Raw genomic sequence first — 12,369 nt, 5'->3', positions numbered from 1 at the left:
CCGGGCCGCTCCCTAGCCGGCCCGCCTAGGGCGATGTGCTTGCCGGTCGATCCGGCAAGCATCGCCGTCCCCTCGGGGGACCGACCAGACTTGCCCGCGTTCAGCGGGGCAGAGGCTGGGCGAGGGGTTTCAAATATTTGTCCAGGAACTCGACCATGCGCCGGCTGGCCTCGATGTTGTTCTTCTTCTTCGAGAAGCCGTGGCCCTCGTCGTCGAAGACCAGGTAGTCCACCGGCACATTGTTCTTCTTGACCGCCGCGACGATGTCGTCGCTCTCGGGCTTGATGACGCGCGGGTCGTTGGCGCCCTGGATGACCATCAGCGGCTTCTTGATTTCCTTGGCATGGAAGAGGGGCGAAGTGGCCATCAGGAAGTCGCGGTCCTTCACCGGGTCGCCGATCTCCTGGTAGAGGGCCAGGCGCTGCGCCTCCCAGTAGGGCGGGATGGATTCCAGCGTGCGGATCCAGTTGGCAACGCCGAAGATGTCGATGCCGACCTTGAAGGCCTCGGGGCGGAAGGCCATGGCCGACAGCACCATATAGCCGCCATAGCTGCCACCGACGATGCCGATGCGCTCATGGTCGATGACGCCGGTGCTGGCCAGGAAGGTGCGGGCCTCGATGCAGTCCCACAGCGGTTCGCGGCCATGCTTGCCGTCGTCGGCCGTGAAGAAGCTCTTGCCATAGCCCGAGCTGCCGCGGTTGTTGATGCCCAGCACCGCATAGCCGTTGTTGACGAAGTACTGCATCAGCGCCGAGTAGCCGCGCTTGGTCTGGCCGCCCGGGCCGCCATGCACCCAGACGATGGCCGGCACCTTGTTCGTCGGCGAGGCGTCCTTGGGCGCCATGAAGACCGAGGGCACGACCATGCCGTCGAAGCTCTTGAAGCGCACGATGGAGGCATCGACCAGTTCGGCCGGGTCGATGTCCTTGGACAGGCTCTGCGTCAGCTGCCTGGGCGCCGCGCTGGAACCCACATCGGCGACGAAGAGGTTGTTGGGCGAGCGGTCGCCGTTGACATAGAAGGCCATGCGCTTGCCGCTGCGCGAGAAAGCCACGCCGCGCGCCTCGCCACCGGGCAGCTTGGGCAGGGCGATGGGCTTGCCATCGCGGTAGATGCGCAGCACGGTGCTGGCGTCGGCGTTGATGCCGGTGACGCGGTAGTGGCCGTCCTTGGAGAAGCGCGTGTAGTCCACGTCCCAGTCGGCCTTCTCGACCTCGCGGGTCGTGCCCTTGGCCAGGTCGTAGGCGATGACGCGCGTGAACTCGCCGCCCTCATTGGTCGTCAGCAGCAGCTCCTTGCCCTCGGGGTCGAACTCCTCGGCGCTGAAGCGGGCCACTCCCGCGTGCTTGGTGATGTGCTTGATCTCGCCGCTCTTCAGGTCGGCCAGGTGCACGTCGGCATCGGCCGTCGTGTTGATCTTGCCCAGGGCCACCCAGCGGCCGTCGCGGCTGATGTCCAGCGAGCCCCAGCCACCCTCGTTCTTGAAGACCAGGGTGCGGGCATAGGTCTTGGCGTCGTAGCGGTAGAGGTCGAAGAACTTCGGGTCGCGCTCGTTGGTGGCGACAAAGAAGGCGGTGTCGTCGCCGCTCCAGTCGACGAAGCGGGCCTTCAACTTGTGGTCAGGCTTCTCGCCCGGCGTCAGATCGCGCTCGCTGCCATCCAGCTCGCGCACATAGAGGTGGTTGAGCTCGTTGCCGGCCTGGTCGCGGGTGTAGAGGAAGCGGTCGTCGCCGGGGAAGTAGCCGACGGCGTAGTGGCTGTCGGTCTTGGAGTGGGTCAGCTGCACCGGCTTGCCGCCGGCCACCGGCATGGCATAGACATTGAAGATGCCGGTCTCGTTGCTGTGGAAGAGGATGCGGCTCTCGTCGGCCGAGAAGCTGGCGCCGCCGATGTTCACGGTGGCCATGAACTGCTCGATGGTGTAGCGCTTGGCGGGCTTGGGCGCGGCGGCCGCAGGCTTGTCGGCGGCCATGGCGGCCTGGGGGGCGCCCGCGAGCAGGGCCAGGGAAGCAACCAGGGTCAGCAGGGGTCGGCTCATGGAGTCTCCGTTGAATTGAACGGGCAGACTCTAGCCAGCGCCGCCGCCCTCCCCCATCAGGCATGTGACGAAGCGGCGAATTTGCGGGACAGTCGGTTCAGATGCGTTGATGGCCTGCAACGTAGCAGGCGGCCAGGTTGCGCTCGTCGGCCAGCGTCATCCAGGCGAAGACACGCTCGTGCAGCTCGCGGGCCACGGCGTCGCGCGCCTCGGCCACCGGGCCCGAGGCCCAGTCCCAGACGCAGATGTCGGCCGCCTGGCCCACCGACAGGCCGCCGACCTCGTCGCCCAGGCGCAGGGCCTGCGCCGCGCCGCGGGTGGCGGCATGCAGGGCGGCCCAAGCCGTCATGCGCTCGCCGCGCAGGGCCTGGACCTTGTAGGCGTCCAGCATGTTGCGCGGCAGGCTCAGCGAGGTGCCGCCGCCGACGTCGCTCGCCAGGCTGATATTGAAGGGGGCGCCCGGCCAGTCGAACAGGCCGCTGCCGAGGAAGAGATTGCTGGATGGGCAATGTGCCACCTGGGCGCCGCGGTCGGCGATGAGGCGCTTGTCGTCGGCATCGAGATAGATGCCATGGGCCAGCACCGCGCGCTCGTGCACCAGGCCGACGCGCTCGTAGACGTCCAGATAGCTGCGCGCGTCCGGGAAGAGCTCGGCCACCCAGGCGACCTCGGCGCGGTTCTCGGCCACATGGGTCTGCATGTACAGGCTGGCGTCGGCCCGGCACAGCGCGCCGGCCATGGCGAGCTGCTCGGGCGTGCTGGTCGGCGCAAAGCGCACGGTGACGGCATAGGCCAGTCGGTCGCGTCCATGGAAGCGGCTGATGAGGTCGATGCAGTCCTTCTCGGCCTGCACTACGTCGTCGCGCAGGCCGTCGGGCGCATGGCGGTCCATCAGCACCTTGCCGGTGATCAGGCGCATGCCGCGCGCCGCGGCGCTGTCGAACAGGGCTTCGGCCGAAACCTTGTGCACGGTGGGGAAGACGACGGCCGAGGTCGTGCCGCTGGCCAGCAGGGCATCCAGGAAAACCTCGGCACCGGCCCGGCTGCGGGCCGGGTCGGCAAAGGCGCATTCGCTGGGGAAGGTGTAACGCTTCAGCCAGTCCAGCAGCTCGGTGCCATAAGAGCCGATCACTTCCAGCTGCGGGCAGTGGACATGGGTGTCGATGAAGCCCGGCAGCACCAGCTGGCCGGCATGGTCCTTGCGCACCCAGGAGTCATCCGGCTCGTCCGCCTGGCGGCCGACGATGCGGCCGTCTTCGATCAGCAGCCAGTGGTCGCGATCGAAGCGCACCGCGGCCGATTCGGTATCGCCCCAGCGCGGTGCGGCGGTGAAATCGAGCAGATCGCCCCGCAACGCCCAGCGGCGCGGGCTGTTTGTGGCGAATTTTTCCTGGTTAGTAAAACTCATATGGCAATTCTGGACCAACGGCCCACAATTCAGGCCAGCATGAATACCCGACCCATCCGTTTTTTCCACCGCGGCGGCGTTGTCGAGGTGGAAAACCTGGCCCCGACGACCACCGTGCTGCAGTACCTGCGCGAGCATGCCGGCTGCACCGGCACCAAGGAAGGCTGCGCCGAGGGCGACTGCGGCGCCTGCACCGTCATCCAGGGCGAACTCGGTGCCGACGGCCGGCTGGAGCTGCGCAACGTCAATGCCTGCACCCAGTTTCTGCCGACCCTGGACGGCCGCGCCCTGCTGAGCGTGGAAGATCTGGGCGGCCCCGAGCAACTCAACCCCGCGCAGCAAGCCCTGGTGGCCTGCCATGGCTCCCAGTGCGGCTTCTGCACGCCAGGCTTCGTCATGAGCCTGACGGCCTGTTATGAAACCCACCAGGCCGCCGGCACGACGCCCAGCCGCCAGCAACTGGCCGACGCCCTGGCCGGCAACCTCTGCCGCTGCACCGGCTACCGGCCCATCCTGGACGCCGGCGAGCAGATGTTCGAGGGGCCTGCCCGATGTCTGGACCGCGCGCCCATCGCCGCGGCCCTGAACGCCCTGGCGGCCGACACCCCGCTGGACTACAGCCACGCCGGTGCCCGCTTCCATGCGCCACAGAGCATTCCCGACCTGGCCCTGCTGCGCGAGACCTACCCCCAGGCGACGCTGCTGGCCGGCTCGACCGACGTGGGCCTGTGGGTCAACAAGCAGTTCCGTGACCTGGGCGATGTCATCTATACGGGCCGCGTCGCCGCGCTGCGCGAAATCCGCCAGCAAGACGGTGCGCTGTGGATTGGCGCTGCCGCCTCGCTGGAAGACAGCTGGGCCGCCCTGACCGCCGCCGTGCCGCGCCTGCGTGAGCTGTGGCTGCGCTTCGCCTCGCCGCCGGTGCGCCACGCCGGGACGCTCGGCGGCAATATCGCCAACGGCTCGCCCATCGGGGATGGCGCTCCGGCGCTGATCGCCCTCGGTGCCGACGTGATCCTGCGCCGCGGCACGCAACAGCGCCGCATCAAGCTGCAGGACTTCTATCTCGACTACATGAAGAAGGACCTGCAGCCCGGCGAGTTCGTCGAGGCCATGCACGTCCCCCTGCCCTCGGCGGACTGGCGCTTCAGCGCCCACAAGATCGCCAAGCGGCATGACAGCGACATCTCGGCCGTCTGCGCCGTGCTGGCCGTCCGTCTGGATGCTGGCGTCGTGGAGGAGGCCCGCTTCGTCTTTGGCGGCATGGCGGCCATCGTCAAGCGCGCCGCCGCGGCCGAGGCCGCCGTCGTCGGCCAGCCCTGGACCGAAGCCGCTGCCAAGGCCGCCGCCGCTGCGCTCGCCCAGGACTTCAAGCCCATGACCGACATGCGCGCCAGCGCCGACTACCGGCTCAAGGTGGCGCAGAACCTGTTCACCAAGCTGTGGCTGGAGACGACCGGCGCGGTGCCGATCGGCATCTGGCCCTCGATGCAGGAGGTGGCGGCATGAACAAGCCCGAAACCCTGCCGACTTTGCACACCGTGGTCGGCACCTCCAAGCCGCACGAGTCGGCCCATCTGCACGTCAGCGGCGCCGCGCCCTATACCGACGACCTGCCCGAGCTCGCCGGCACCCTGCATGCGGCGCTGGGCCTGTCGCCGATCGCCCACGGCAGGCTGGTCTCCGTGGACCTGGACCTGATCCGCCGCCAGCCCGGTGTTGTCGCCGTGCTCAGCGCCGCTGACATCCCGGCCGAGAACAACTGCGGCCCGCTGCTGCATGACGATCCCATCCTGGCCGCGGACGAGTTGCGCTATGTCGGCCAGCCGGTGTTCGCCGTCATCGCGACGAATCGCGAGCTGGCGCGGCGCGCGGCGGGTCTGGCCAAGAAAGTGATCCAGGCCGAGCCGCTGACGCCGGTGCTGACAGCCCTCGACGCCCACGCCAAGGGCCAGTATGTGTTGCCACCCATGCACCTGACGCGCGGCGAGCCGGACCAGCATCTGCCCACCGCCCCGCACCGCCTGCAAGGCAGTTGGAGCCTGGGCGGACAGGAGCAGTTCTATCTGGAAGGCCAGATCAGCCTGGCCCTGCCGCAGGAAGGCGGCGAAGGCTTGCTGGTGCACTGCTCCACCCAGCACCCCAGCGAGATGCAGCAGCTCGTCGCCCATTGCCTGGGCTGGCATGCCCACCGCGTGGCCGTGCAATGCCGGCGCATGGGCGGCGGCTTCGGCGGCAAGGAATCGCAATCGGCCCTGTTCGCCTGCGTCGCGTCCATCGCGGCGCTGAAGCTGAAGAAGCCGGTCAAGCTGCGTGTCGACCGCGATGACGACTTCCTCGTCACCGGCCGCCGCCACGGCTTCGACTACCGCTGGGACGTGGGCTTCGACGCCGACGGCCGCATCCTGGCCGCCGAGATCGACCTGATCTCCAACGCCGGCCACAGCGCCGACCTGTCCGCGCCCGTCATGGCCCGCGCCCTCTGCCATTTCGACAACGCCTACTGGCTGCCGCACATCGCCATGCATGGCTACTGCGCCAAGACCAACACGCAGAGCAACACCGCCTTTCGCGGCTTTGGCGGGCCGCAGGGGGCCATCGCCATCGAGATGATCCTGGACGGCATCGCCCGCCAGCTGGGGCTGGATGCGGCGATCGTGCGCGAACGCAACTTCTACGCCGCGGGCCAGGACATGACGCCCTATGGCCAGCAGGTCGAGGAACTGCATGCCCAGCCTCTGACGGCCCAGCTGCTCGCCAGCAGCCGCTATGACGAGCGCCGCGCCGAGATCGCCGCCTTCAACGCCGCCAGCCCGGTGCTGAAGAAGGGCCTGGCCTTCACGCCGGTCAAGTTCGGCATCTCCTTCAACGTCGCCCACCTGAACCAGGCCGGCGCCCTGGTGCATGTCTATGTCGACGGCTCGGTGCTGGTGAACCATGGCGGCACCGAGATGGGCCAGGGGCTGAACACCAAGGTCGCCCAGGTCGTGGCCCATGAGCTGGGCCTGCCCTTGGATCACGTGCGCTGCTCGGCCACCGACACCAGCAAGGTCGCCAACACCTCCGCGACGGCCGCCTCCACCGGCAGCGACCTCAACGGCAAGGCCGCCCAGGACGCGGCGCGCAAGATCAAGGCGCGCCTGGCCAGCTTCGCCGCCGAGCGCTTCGGCTGCGCGGCCGAGCTGGTGGCCTTCGAGGGCGGCCAGGTCAGCGGTGGCGGCCAGAGCCTCTCGTTCGAGGAACTGGTCGGTGCGGCCTACCTCAAGCGCATCCAGCTCTGGAGCGACGGCTTCTATGCCACCCCCGGCCTGCACTGGGACCGCGCCAAGCTGCAGGGCCACCCCTTCTACTACTACGCCTGGGGCGGCGCCGTCTGCGAGGCCCTGGTGGACACGCTGACCGGCGAGAGCCGCATCACCCATGCCGACATCCTGCACGACGTGGGCCAGAGCCTGAACCCGGCCATCGACATCGGCCAGATCGAGGGCGGCTTCATCCAGGGCATGGGCTGGCTGACGATGGAAGAGCTGGTGTGGCATCCGGTGACCGGCCTGCTGACCACGCATGCGCCCAGCACCTACAAGATCCCGACGGCCAACGACTGCCCGCCGGCGTTTCGCACCGAACTGTTCGGCGTCGCCAACGCCAGCGAGACCATCCACCGCAGCAAGGCCGTCGGCGAGCCGCCGCTGCTGCTGGGCTTTGCGGCCCTGCTGGCCATCAAGGACGCCTGCGCGGCCTGCGGGCCGCAGCGCTGCGACCCGCCGCTGCGCGCGCCGGCCACCGCCGAAGCGGTGCTGAACGCCATCGACGCCATCCGATGAGGCTGGCCGCCGTCCTTGTCGCCCTTCTGCTGGCCCTGGCCGGCTGCGCCAGCCCGCCGCGGGCGCCGAGCGCGCCGCAGATCATCAGCGTGGACGCCTGGGGCGGCAGCCCGCCGACGTCCAGCGACGAGCCGCAGAGCATCAACCGCATCACGATCCACCACCAGGGCGAGATCTGGAAGGACGGCAGCGATCCCGAGGCCTATCTGCGCCGGCTGCAGCAGTGGTCGCGCCTGACCAAGCGCTGGGCCGACATCCCCTACCACTACGTCATCGCACCAGACGGCCGCATCTTCGCGGCACGGCCGCTGAGCCAGGCCGGCGACACCAACACCGAGTACGACCCGCGCGGCCATGCCCTCGTCATGCTGGTGGGCAATTTCGAGGAACAGCAGCCCACGCCGGCCCAGCTGAACGCGGCCGTCGAGCTGACGGCCTGGCTGGCGCGCCAGCATCAGCTCGGGCTGGACGCCATCGCCAGCCACAAGGACTACAGCCGCCAGACGGTCTGCCCGGGCAAGAACCTCTACGCCTATCTCGAGTCCGGCTGGTTCAAGGCCGAGGTGGCCAAGCGGCTCTAGCGCGTCTTCTGGGTTGCGACGACGACGGCCTGGGTGCGCGAGGCCACGCCCAGGGCCTTGAGCACGGCGGCGACATGGTCCTTGACCGTATCCACGCTGACCCCCAGCTCGCGGGCGATCAGCTTGTTGGACAGGCCCTGCGTCAGCAGATGCAGCACATGCTTCTGGCGCGGCGTCAGCGGCAGCTCGGCCCAGTCCGGCCGCGGCGCGGCGCCGGTGGCAGGCGCGGGCGTGTCGTCGACGCGCGGCTTCAGCGGCGGCACATAGGTGCCGCCCGCCAGCACCAGGTGCAGGGCCTGCACCAGCGTGTTCAGATCGCTGCGTTCGGGCACATAGCCCATGGCGCCGGCACCCAGGGCCTGCAGGGCCTCCTCGGTGTCGTCGCTGCCCGAGACGACCACGACCGGCAGCAGCAGGTGTTCGCGGTGGATCTGCTGCAGCAGCTCGAAGCCGCCCTCGATGCGCAGGTCCAGCAACACGAGGCGGGGGATGGCCTGGCCCAGCGCGGCACGCGCGGCAGCGGCGCTGTCGACGCCCTGCACCTGGGCCCCGGCGAAATGCTGCTCGATCAGGCCGGTGAGCGCGGCGCGCACCATTGGAAAAGCATCGACCAGCAAAACCCTCATCGCAACCCAAGCCTGTTCATTGGGCGCCGATGATAGTCAACGCAGGGCCGCGGCCAGCAAAGGTTTTGCCCAGGCCGGCACGCTGCGCAGCGGCGCGTGCGCGATGACGCGTCCGGATTGCATCTGCAGCAGCAGCACCGGCTGCGGCCGTCGCCCGGTGCGCGGATCGGCCTCGAAGCTGTTGTCGTACAGGCGCAGGCTGGCCAGATGCGGCATCAGCTTGACCAGATTGCTGCGGCTGGCATCGAAGCGCTCCCGCACCTTGGACTCGGGGATGTCATGCCCGCCGGCCGCCACGCGGGCCTGGATGCGGCGCAGATGCAGCTCGGGCGTGGCCAGGCCGGCATACCAGACATGCACCTCGGCGCCGGACTTCGCCCCCTCGAGGAGCAGCTTGACGATGCTGTTGCCCCCCAGCGTCGTCTCGAAGGCATAGGTCAGCCCCTCGGCCAGCGCCTTTTCCAGACCCTGGCGGCCCAATGTCCAGGCCAGGCCGTTGGCCTGTTCCGCGGAAAGATGGGGCTGCTGCTCGCGCAGGCGCGCGCTAGCGATGTCAGGGTTGAAGAACTCGGCGCCGCTGGCCTGGAGGGCCGCACCGCCGATGGAACTCTTGCCGGCGCCATTGACGCCGGCCAGCACATAGAGCTTGGCGGGCAAGGCTCAGGCGGCCTTCTTGACGCGGGGGCGATGCGGCTTGGCGGCCTTCACGGCGACCTGGCCCAGGGTTTCCGGCGCCATCGCGAAGGCGTCGGCCAGGGCCTCGCCCTGGTCCTGCATGCGCGCCAGCATGGCGTCGAACTCGCCGCCCAGGGCGCCCAGGTCGGGCTCGGCGGCGCGCTGCAGTTCGCGGTAGCGCTCCACCGACATCAGCACGAAGGCGGGCTGGTCATGCTTGGTGATCAGCACCGCGCCATGGGTGGCCACCGTGCGGCCCACCTTCTGGATACCCGCCACGAGCTGGGTGGCCGACACGCTGGGCAGCTGGTCGGCCAGGGCTTGTTCGAGGACTGCGGACATGATGAGGCTCCCAACTGGCATTTTCCGTATTTTCCCTATTTTGAGAGAAATGGGAAATCCAGGGGATTGACCCTCTCTTCAGTGCGCCTCTTCCCAGTTGCTGCCCACGCCCACCTCGGCCAGCAGCGGCACCTTGAACTCCGCCACGCCGGCCATCAGGCGCGGCACCTCGGCGCGCATCCACGCCAGTTCGGCCTCGGGCACCTCGAAGACGAGTTCGTCGTGCACCTGCATGATGATCTTGGACTGCTTGCCGGCGCGGTCCAGCTCGGCCTGCACGGCCAGCATGGCCAGCTTGATGAGGTCGGCCGCCGTGCCCTGCATGGGCGCGTTGATGGCCTGGCGCTCGGCGCCGGCGCGGCGCGGGCCGTTGCCGCCGCGGATCTCGGGCAGGTAGATGCGCCGACCGAACAGCGTCGACACATAGCCCAGCTCGGCCGCGCTGGCCTTGGTCTCGTCCATGTACTTCTTGACGCCGGCAAAGCGCGTGAAATAGCGCTCGATGTAGTCCTTGGCGGCCTTCTGCTCGATGCCCAGGGCCGAGGCCAGGCCGAAGGCACCCATGCCGTAGATGAGGCCGAAGTTGATGGTCTTGGCGTAGCGGCGCTGCTCGCTGGAGACCTCGTCCAGCGCGACGCCGAACACCTCGCTGGCCGTCGCCTTGTGCACGTCCTGGCCTTCCTGGAAGGCGCGCAGCAGGCCCGGGTCCTCGCTGATGTGGGCCATGATGCGCAGCTCGATCTGCGAGTAGTCGGCGCTGACGATGACATGGCCCGACGGCGCGACAAAGGCCTCGCGCACCTTGCGACCCTCCGCCGTGCGGATGGGGATGTTCTGCAGATTGGGCTCGTTGCTGGACAGCCGCCCCGTCACCGCCACGGCCTGGGCGTAGTTGGTGTGCACGCGGCCGGTGTGGGCGTTGATCTGCAGCGGCAGCTTGTCGGTGTAGGTGCTCTTGAGCTTGGACAGGCTGCGGTACTCGAGGATCTTGGCCGGCAGCGGGAAGTCGGCGGCCAGTTCGGTCAGCACCTCTTCATCGGTCGACGGCGCACCGGTGGCGGTCTTCTTGATGACGGGCAGGCCGAGCTTGGTGAACAGGATGTCGCCGATCTGCTTCGGGCTGCCGATGTTGAAAGGCTGGCCGGCGATGTCGTAGCACTGCTGCTCCAGCAGCACCAGGCGCTGGCCGATCTCGTGGCTCTGCAGCTTGAGGCGTTCGGAGTCGATCAGCACGCCGTTGCGCTCGATGCGGGCCAGCAGGTCGGCCGACGGCATCTCGATGTCGCGGTAGATGCGGGTCAGGCCGGCATCGGCCTCGATCTGCGGCAGCAGCACGCTGTTCAGGTGCAGGCACATCTCGGAGTCTTCGCCCGAGTAGGTGGTGGCCTTGGCCACGTCCACCTGGGCAAACGGGATCTGGTGGGCGCCCTTGCCGCACAGGTCCTCGTAGCTCAGGCCCTTGCGGCCCAGATGGCGCTCGGCCAAGGCCTCGAGGTTGTGGGTCTTGTGGGCTTCCAGCACATAGCTCTGCAGCAGGGTGTCGTGCTGCACGCCGGCCAGCTGGATGCCATGGTTGAGCAGCACATGGCGGTCGTACTTCAGGTTCTGGCCGATCTTCTTGGCCGACTCGTCTTCCAGCCAGGGCTTGAGCCGCGCCAGCACCTCATCGAAGGGCAGCTGTTCGGGCGCATCGGGGCCGCTGTGGTGCAGCGGGATGTAGGCGGCTTCGCCGGGCTTGTCGGCGAAGGAGATGCCGACGATGCGGGCCGCCATCGGGTCCAGGGAATCGGTCTCGGTATCGAGGGCGCACAGGGGTGCGGCGCGCAGGCGGGCGATCCAGGCGTCGAGCTGGTCGAACGTCAGGATGGTGTCGTACTGGCGGGCAACGTCAGCCGCGCCGGCCGGCGGCTCGGGCTCGTCGAACAGGCCCGGGTTGGCGGCGGGCGCCGCCGCCTTGGGCTTGACAGGCACGGCCTCGCCGGTCAGCTCCTCCAGCCAGGCCTTGAAGCCGTTGCGCTTGTAGAACTCGGCCAGCGGCGCCTTGTCGGGCTCGCGGAAGGCCAGTTCGTCCAGCGTGGGCCAGCCGGCCACATGCTCGGCCAGCTCGCAGTCGACCTTGACCGTGACCAGCTTGCGGCCCATGGGCAGCCAGTCCAGGGCGCCGCGCAGGTTCTCGCCCGCTTTGCCCTTGATGTCCGGCGCCGCGGCGATGACGCCGTCCAGCGAGCCGTACTCGGCGATCCATTTCGCCGCCGTCTTGGGGCCGACACCCGGCACGCCCGGCACGTTGTCCACCGTGTCGCCCATCAGCGTCAGGTAGTCGATGATGCGATTGGGCGGCACGCCGAACTTGGCCAGCACGCCGGCCTCGTCCAGGCGCTCGTTGCTCATGGTGTTGATGAGCTCCACGTCCGGGTTGACGAGCTGGGACAGGTCCTTGTCGCCCGTCGACACGATGACGCGGTGGCCCGAATTGGCCGCCACGCAGCACAGGGTGCCGATGACGTCGTCGGCCTCGACGCCCGCCACCGTCAGCGTGGGCCAGCCCAGCAGCTTGACGACCTCATGGATGGGCTCGATCTGGGCGCGCAGCTCCGGCGGCATCGGCGAGCGCTGGGCCTTGTACTCGGGGTACCACTCGTCGCGGAAGGTCGGGCCGGAGGCGTCGAAGACGCAGACGGCATGGGCCGCGCCGATGTCGCTCTGCAGCTTCTTCAGCATGGCCACCATGCCACGCACCGCCCCGGTGGGCTGGCCCTCGGGGCCGCGCAGGTCGGGCATGGCATGGAAGGCGCGATACAGGTAGCTGGAGCCGTCGACCAGCAGCAGGATGGGTTTGCTCATGGCGCAGGATTGTCCTGTAGCCGGCCAC

General features: G+C 68.7%; 9 protein-coding genes. 3 read left to right on the top strand and 6 right to left on the bottom strand.

All coding sequences use genetic code 11. The features are described from left to right. Positions 1 to 100: 100 nt before the first annotated feature. Both AC07OY_RS04560 and guaD read right to left on the bottom strand, forming a co-directional pair. Positions 101 to 2,041 (bottom strand): S9 family peptidase, encoded by a 1,941-nt coding sequence (locus AC07OY_RS04560; RefSeq protein ID WP_495041340.1) that lies wholly within the window; start codon positions 2,039 to 2,041, stop codon positions 101 to 103. A gap of 97 nt (positions 2,042 to 2,138) precedes the next feature. Then, positions 2,139 to 3,449 carry a guanine deaminase gene (guaD, locus tag AC07OY_RS04555; protein ID WP_495041339.1) on the bottom strand — a complete coding sequence of 437 codons (1,311 nt, stop codon included), beginning with the start codon at positions 3,447 to 3,449 and terminating at the stop codon, positions 2,139 to 2,141. Between the two features lie 39 nt (positions 3,450 to 3,488). Here guaD and xdhA point away from each other — a divergent pair, with 39 nt between their 5' ends. The 3 genes from xdhA to AC07OY_RS04540 are packed head-to-tail and all read left to right on the top strand — an operon-like array spanning position 3,489 to position 7,854. After that, the gene (xdhA, locus tag AC07OY_RS04550; protein ID WP_495041338.1) at positions 3,489 to 4,958 is read left to right on the top strand and encodes a xanthine dehydrogenase small subunit; all 1,470 of its coding nucleotides are present in this window, start codon (positions 3,489 to 3,491) and stop codon (positions 4,956 to 4,958) included. After that, positions 4,955 to 7,273, top strand: a complete 2,319-nt coding sequence (gene xdhB / locus AC07OY_RS04545; RefSeq protein ID WP_495041337.1) for a xanthine dehydrogenase molybdopterin binding subunit — start codon at positions 4,955 to 4,957, stop codon at positions 7,271 to 7,273. Before xdhA ends, xdhB begins: the two co-directional genes overlap by 4 nt. Beyond that, positions 7,270 to 7,854, top strand: coding sequence for a peptidoglycan recognition protein family protein (locus AC07OY_RS04540; RefSeq protein ID WP_495041336.1), 585 nt, complete (start codon positions 7,270 to 7,272; stop codon positions 7,852 to 7,854). Before xdhB ends, AC07OY_RS04540 begins: the two co-directional genes overlap by 4 nt. On the opposite strand, the gene AC07OY_RS04535 is transcribed toward AC07OY_RS04540, so the two are convergent. The 4 genes from AC07OY_RS04535 to polA all read right to left on the bottom strand — a co-directional run bounded on the left by AC07OY_RS04535 (position 7,851) and on the right by polA (position 12,341). Beyond that, positions 7,851 to 8,480, bottom strand: a complete 630-nt coding sequence (locus tag AC07OY_RS04535; protein ID WP_495041335.1) for a LuxR C-terminal-related transcriptional regulator — start codon at positions 8,478 to 8,480, stop codon at positions 7,851 to 7,853. The genes AC07OY_RS04540 and AC07OY_RS04535 overlap by 4 nt on opposite strands. Before the next feature lie 36 nt (positions 8,481 to 8,516). Beyond that, positions 8,517 to 9,137: an ATPase gene (locus AC07OY_RS04530; protein ID WP_495041334.1), complete on the bottom strand. Its 621-nt coding sequence runs from the start codon at positions 9,135 to 9,137 to the stop codon at positions 8,517 to 8,519. Between the two features lie 3 nt (positions 9,138 to 9,140). Further along, positions 9,141 to 9,497 carry a type II toxin-antitoxin system prevent-host-death family antitoxin gene (locus AC07OY_RS04525; protein WP_495041333.1) on the bottom strand — a complete coding sequence of 119 codons (357 nt, stop codon included), beginning with the start codon at positions 9,495 to 9,497 and terminating at the stop codon, positions 9,141 to 9,143. 78 nt (positions 9,498 to 9,575) lie between these two features. Next, positions 9,576 to 12,341, bottom strand: coding sequence for a DNA polymerase I (polA, locus tag AC07OY_RS04520; protein ID WP_495041332.1), 2,766 nt, complete (start codon positions 12,339 to 12,341; stop codon positions 9,576 to 9,578). Positions 12,342 to 12,369 lie beyond the last annotated feature (28 nt).

This window comes from Roseateles sp. GW821-FHT09H10 (assembly GCF_059415865.1).
This window is presented reverse-complemented; position numbering and strand designations above follow the sequence as displayed.

Bases quoted from the DNA above. Each gene is read 5' to 3' on its own strand.
- polA (WP_495041332.1), bottom strand. From the start codon at position 12,341: ATGAGCAAACCCATCCTGCTGCTGGTCGACGGCTCCAGCTACCTGTAT.
- AC07OY_RS04540 (WP_495041336.1), top strand. From the start codon at position 7,270: ATGAGGCTGGCCGCCGTCCTTGTCGCCCTTCTGCTGGCCCTGGCCGGC.
- xdhB (WP_495041337.1), top strand. From the start codon at position 4,955: ATGAACAAGCCCGAAACCCTGCCGACTTTGCACACCGTGGTCGGCACC.
- AC07OY_RS04535 (WP_495041335.1), bottom strand. From the start codon at position 8,480: ATGAGGGTTTTGCTGGTCGATGCTTTTCCAATGGTGCGCGCCGCGCTC.
- guaD (WP_495041339.1), bottom strand. From the start codon at position 3,449: ATGAGTTTTACTAACCAGGAAAAATTCGCCACAAACAGCCCGCGCCGC.
- AC07OY_RS04560 (WP_495041340.1), bottom strand. From the start codon at position 2,041: ATGAGCCGACCCCTGCTGACCCTGGTTGCTTCCCTGGCCCTGCTCGCG.
- AC07OY_RS04525 (WP_495041333.1), bottom strand. From the start codon at position 9,497: ATGTCCGCAGTCCTCGAACAAGCCCTGGCCGACCAGCTGCCCAGCGTG.
- xdhA (WP_495041338.1), top strand. From the start codon at position 3,489: ATGAATACCCGACCCATCCGTTTTTTCCACCGCGGCGGCGTTGTCGAG.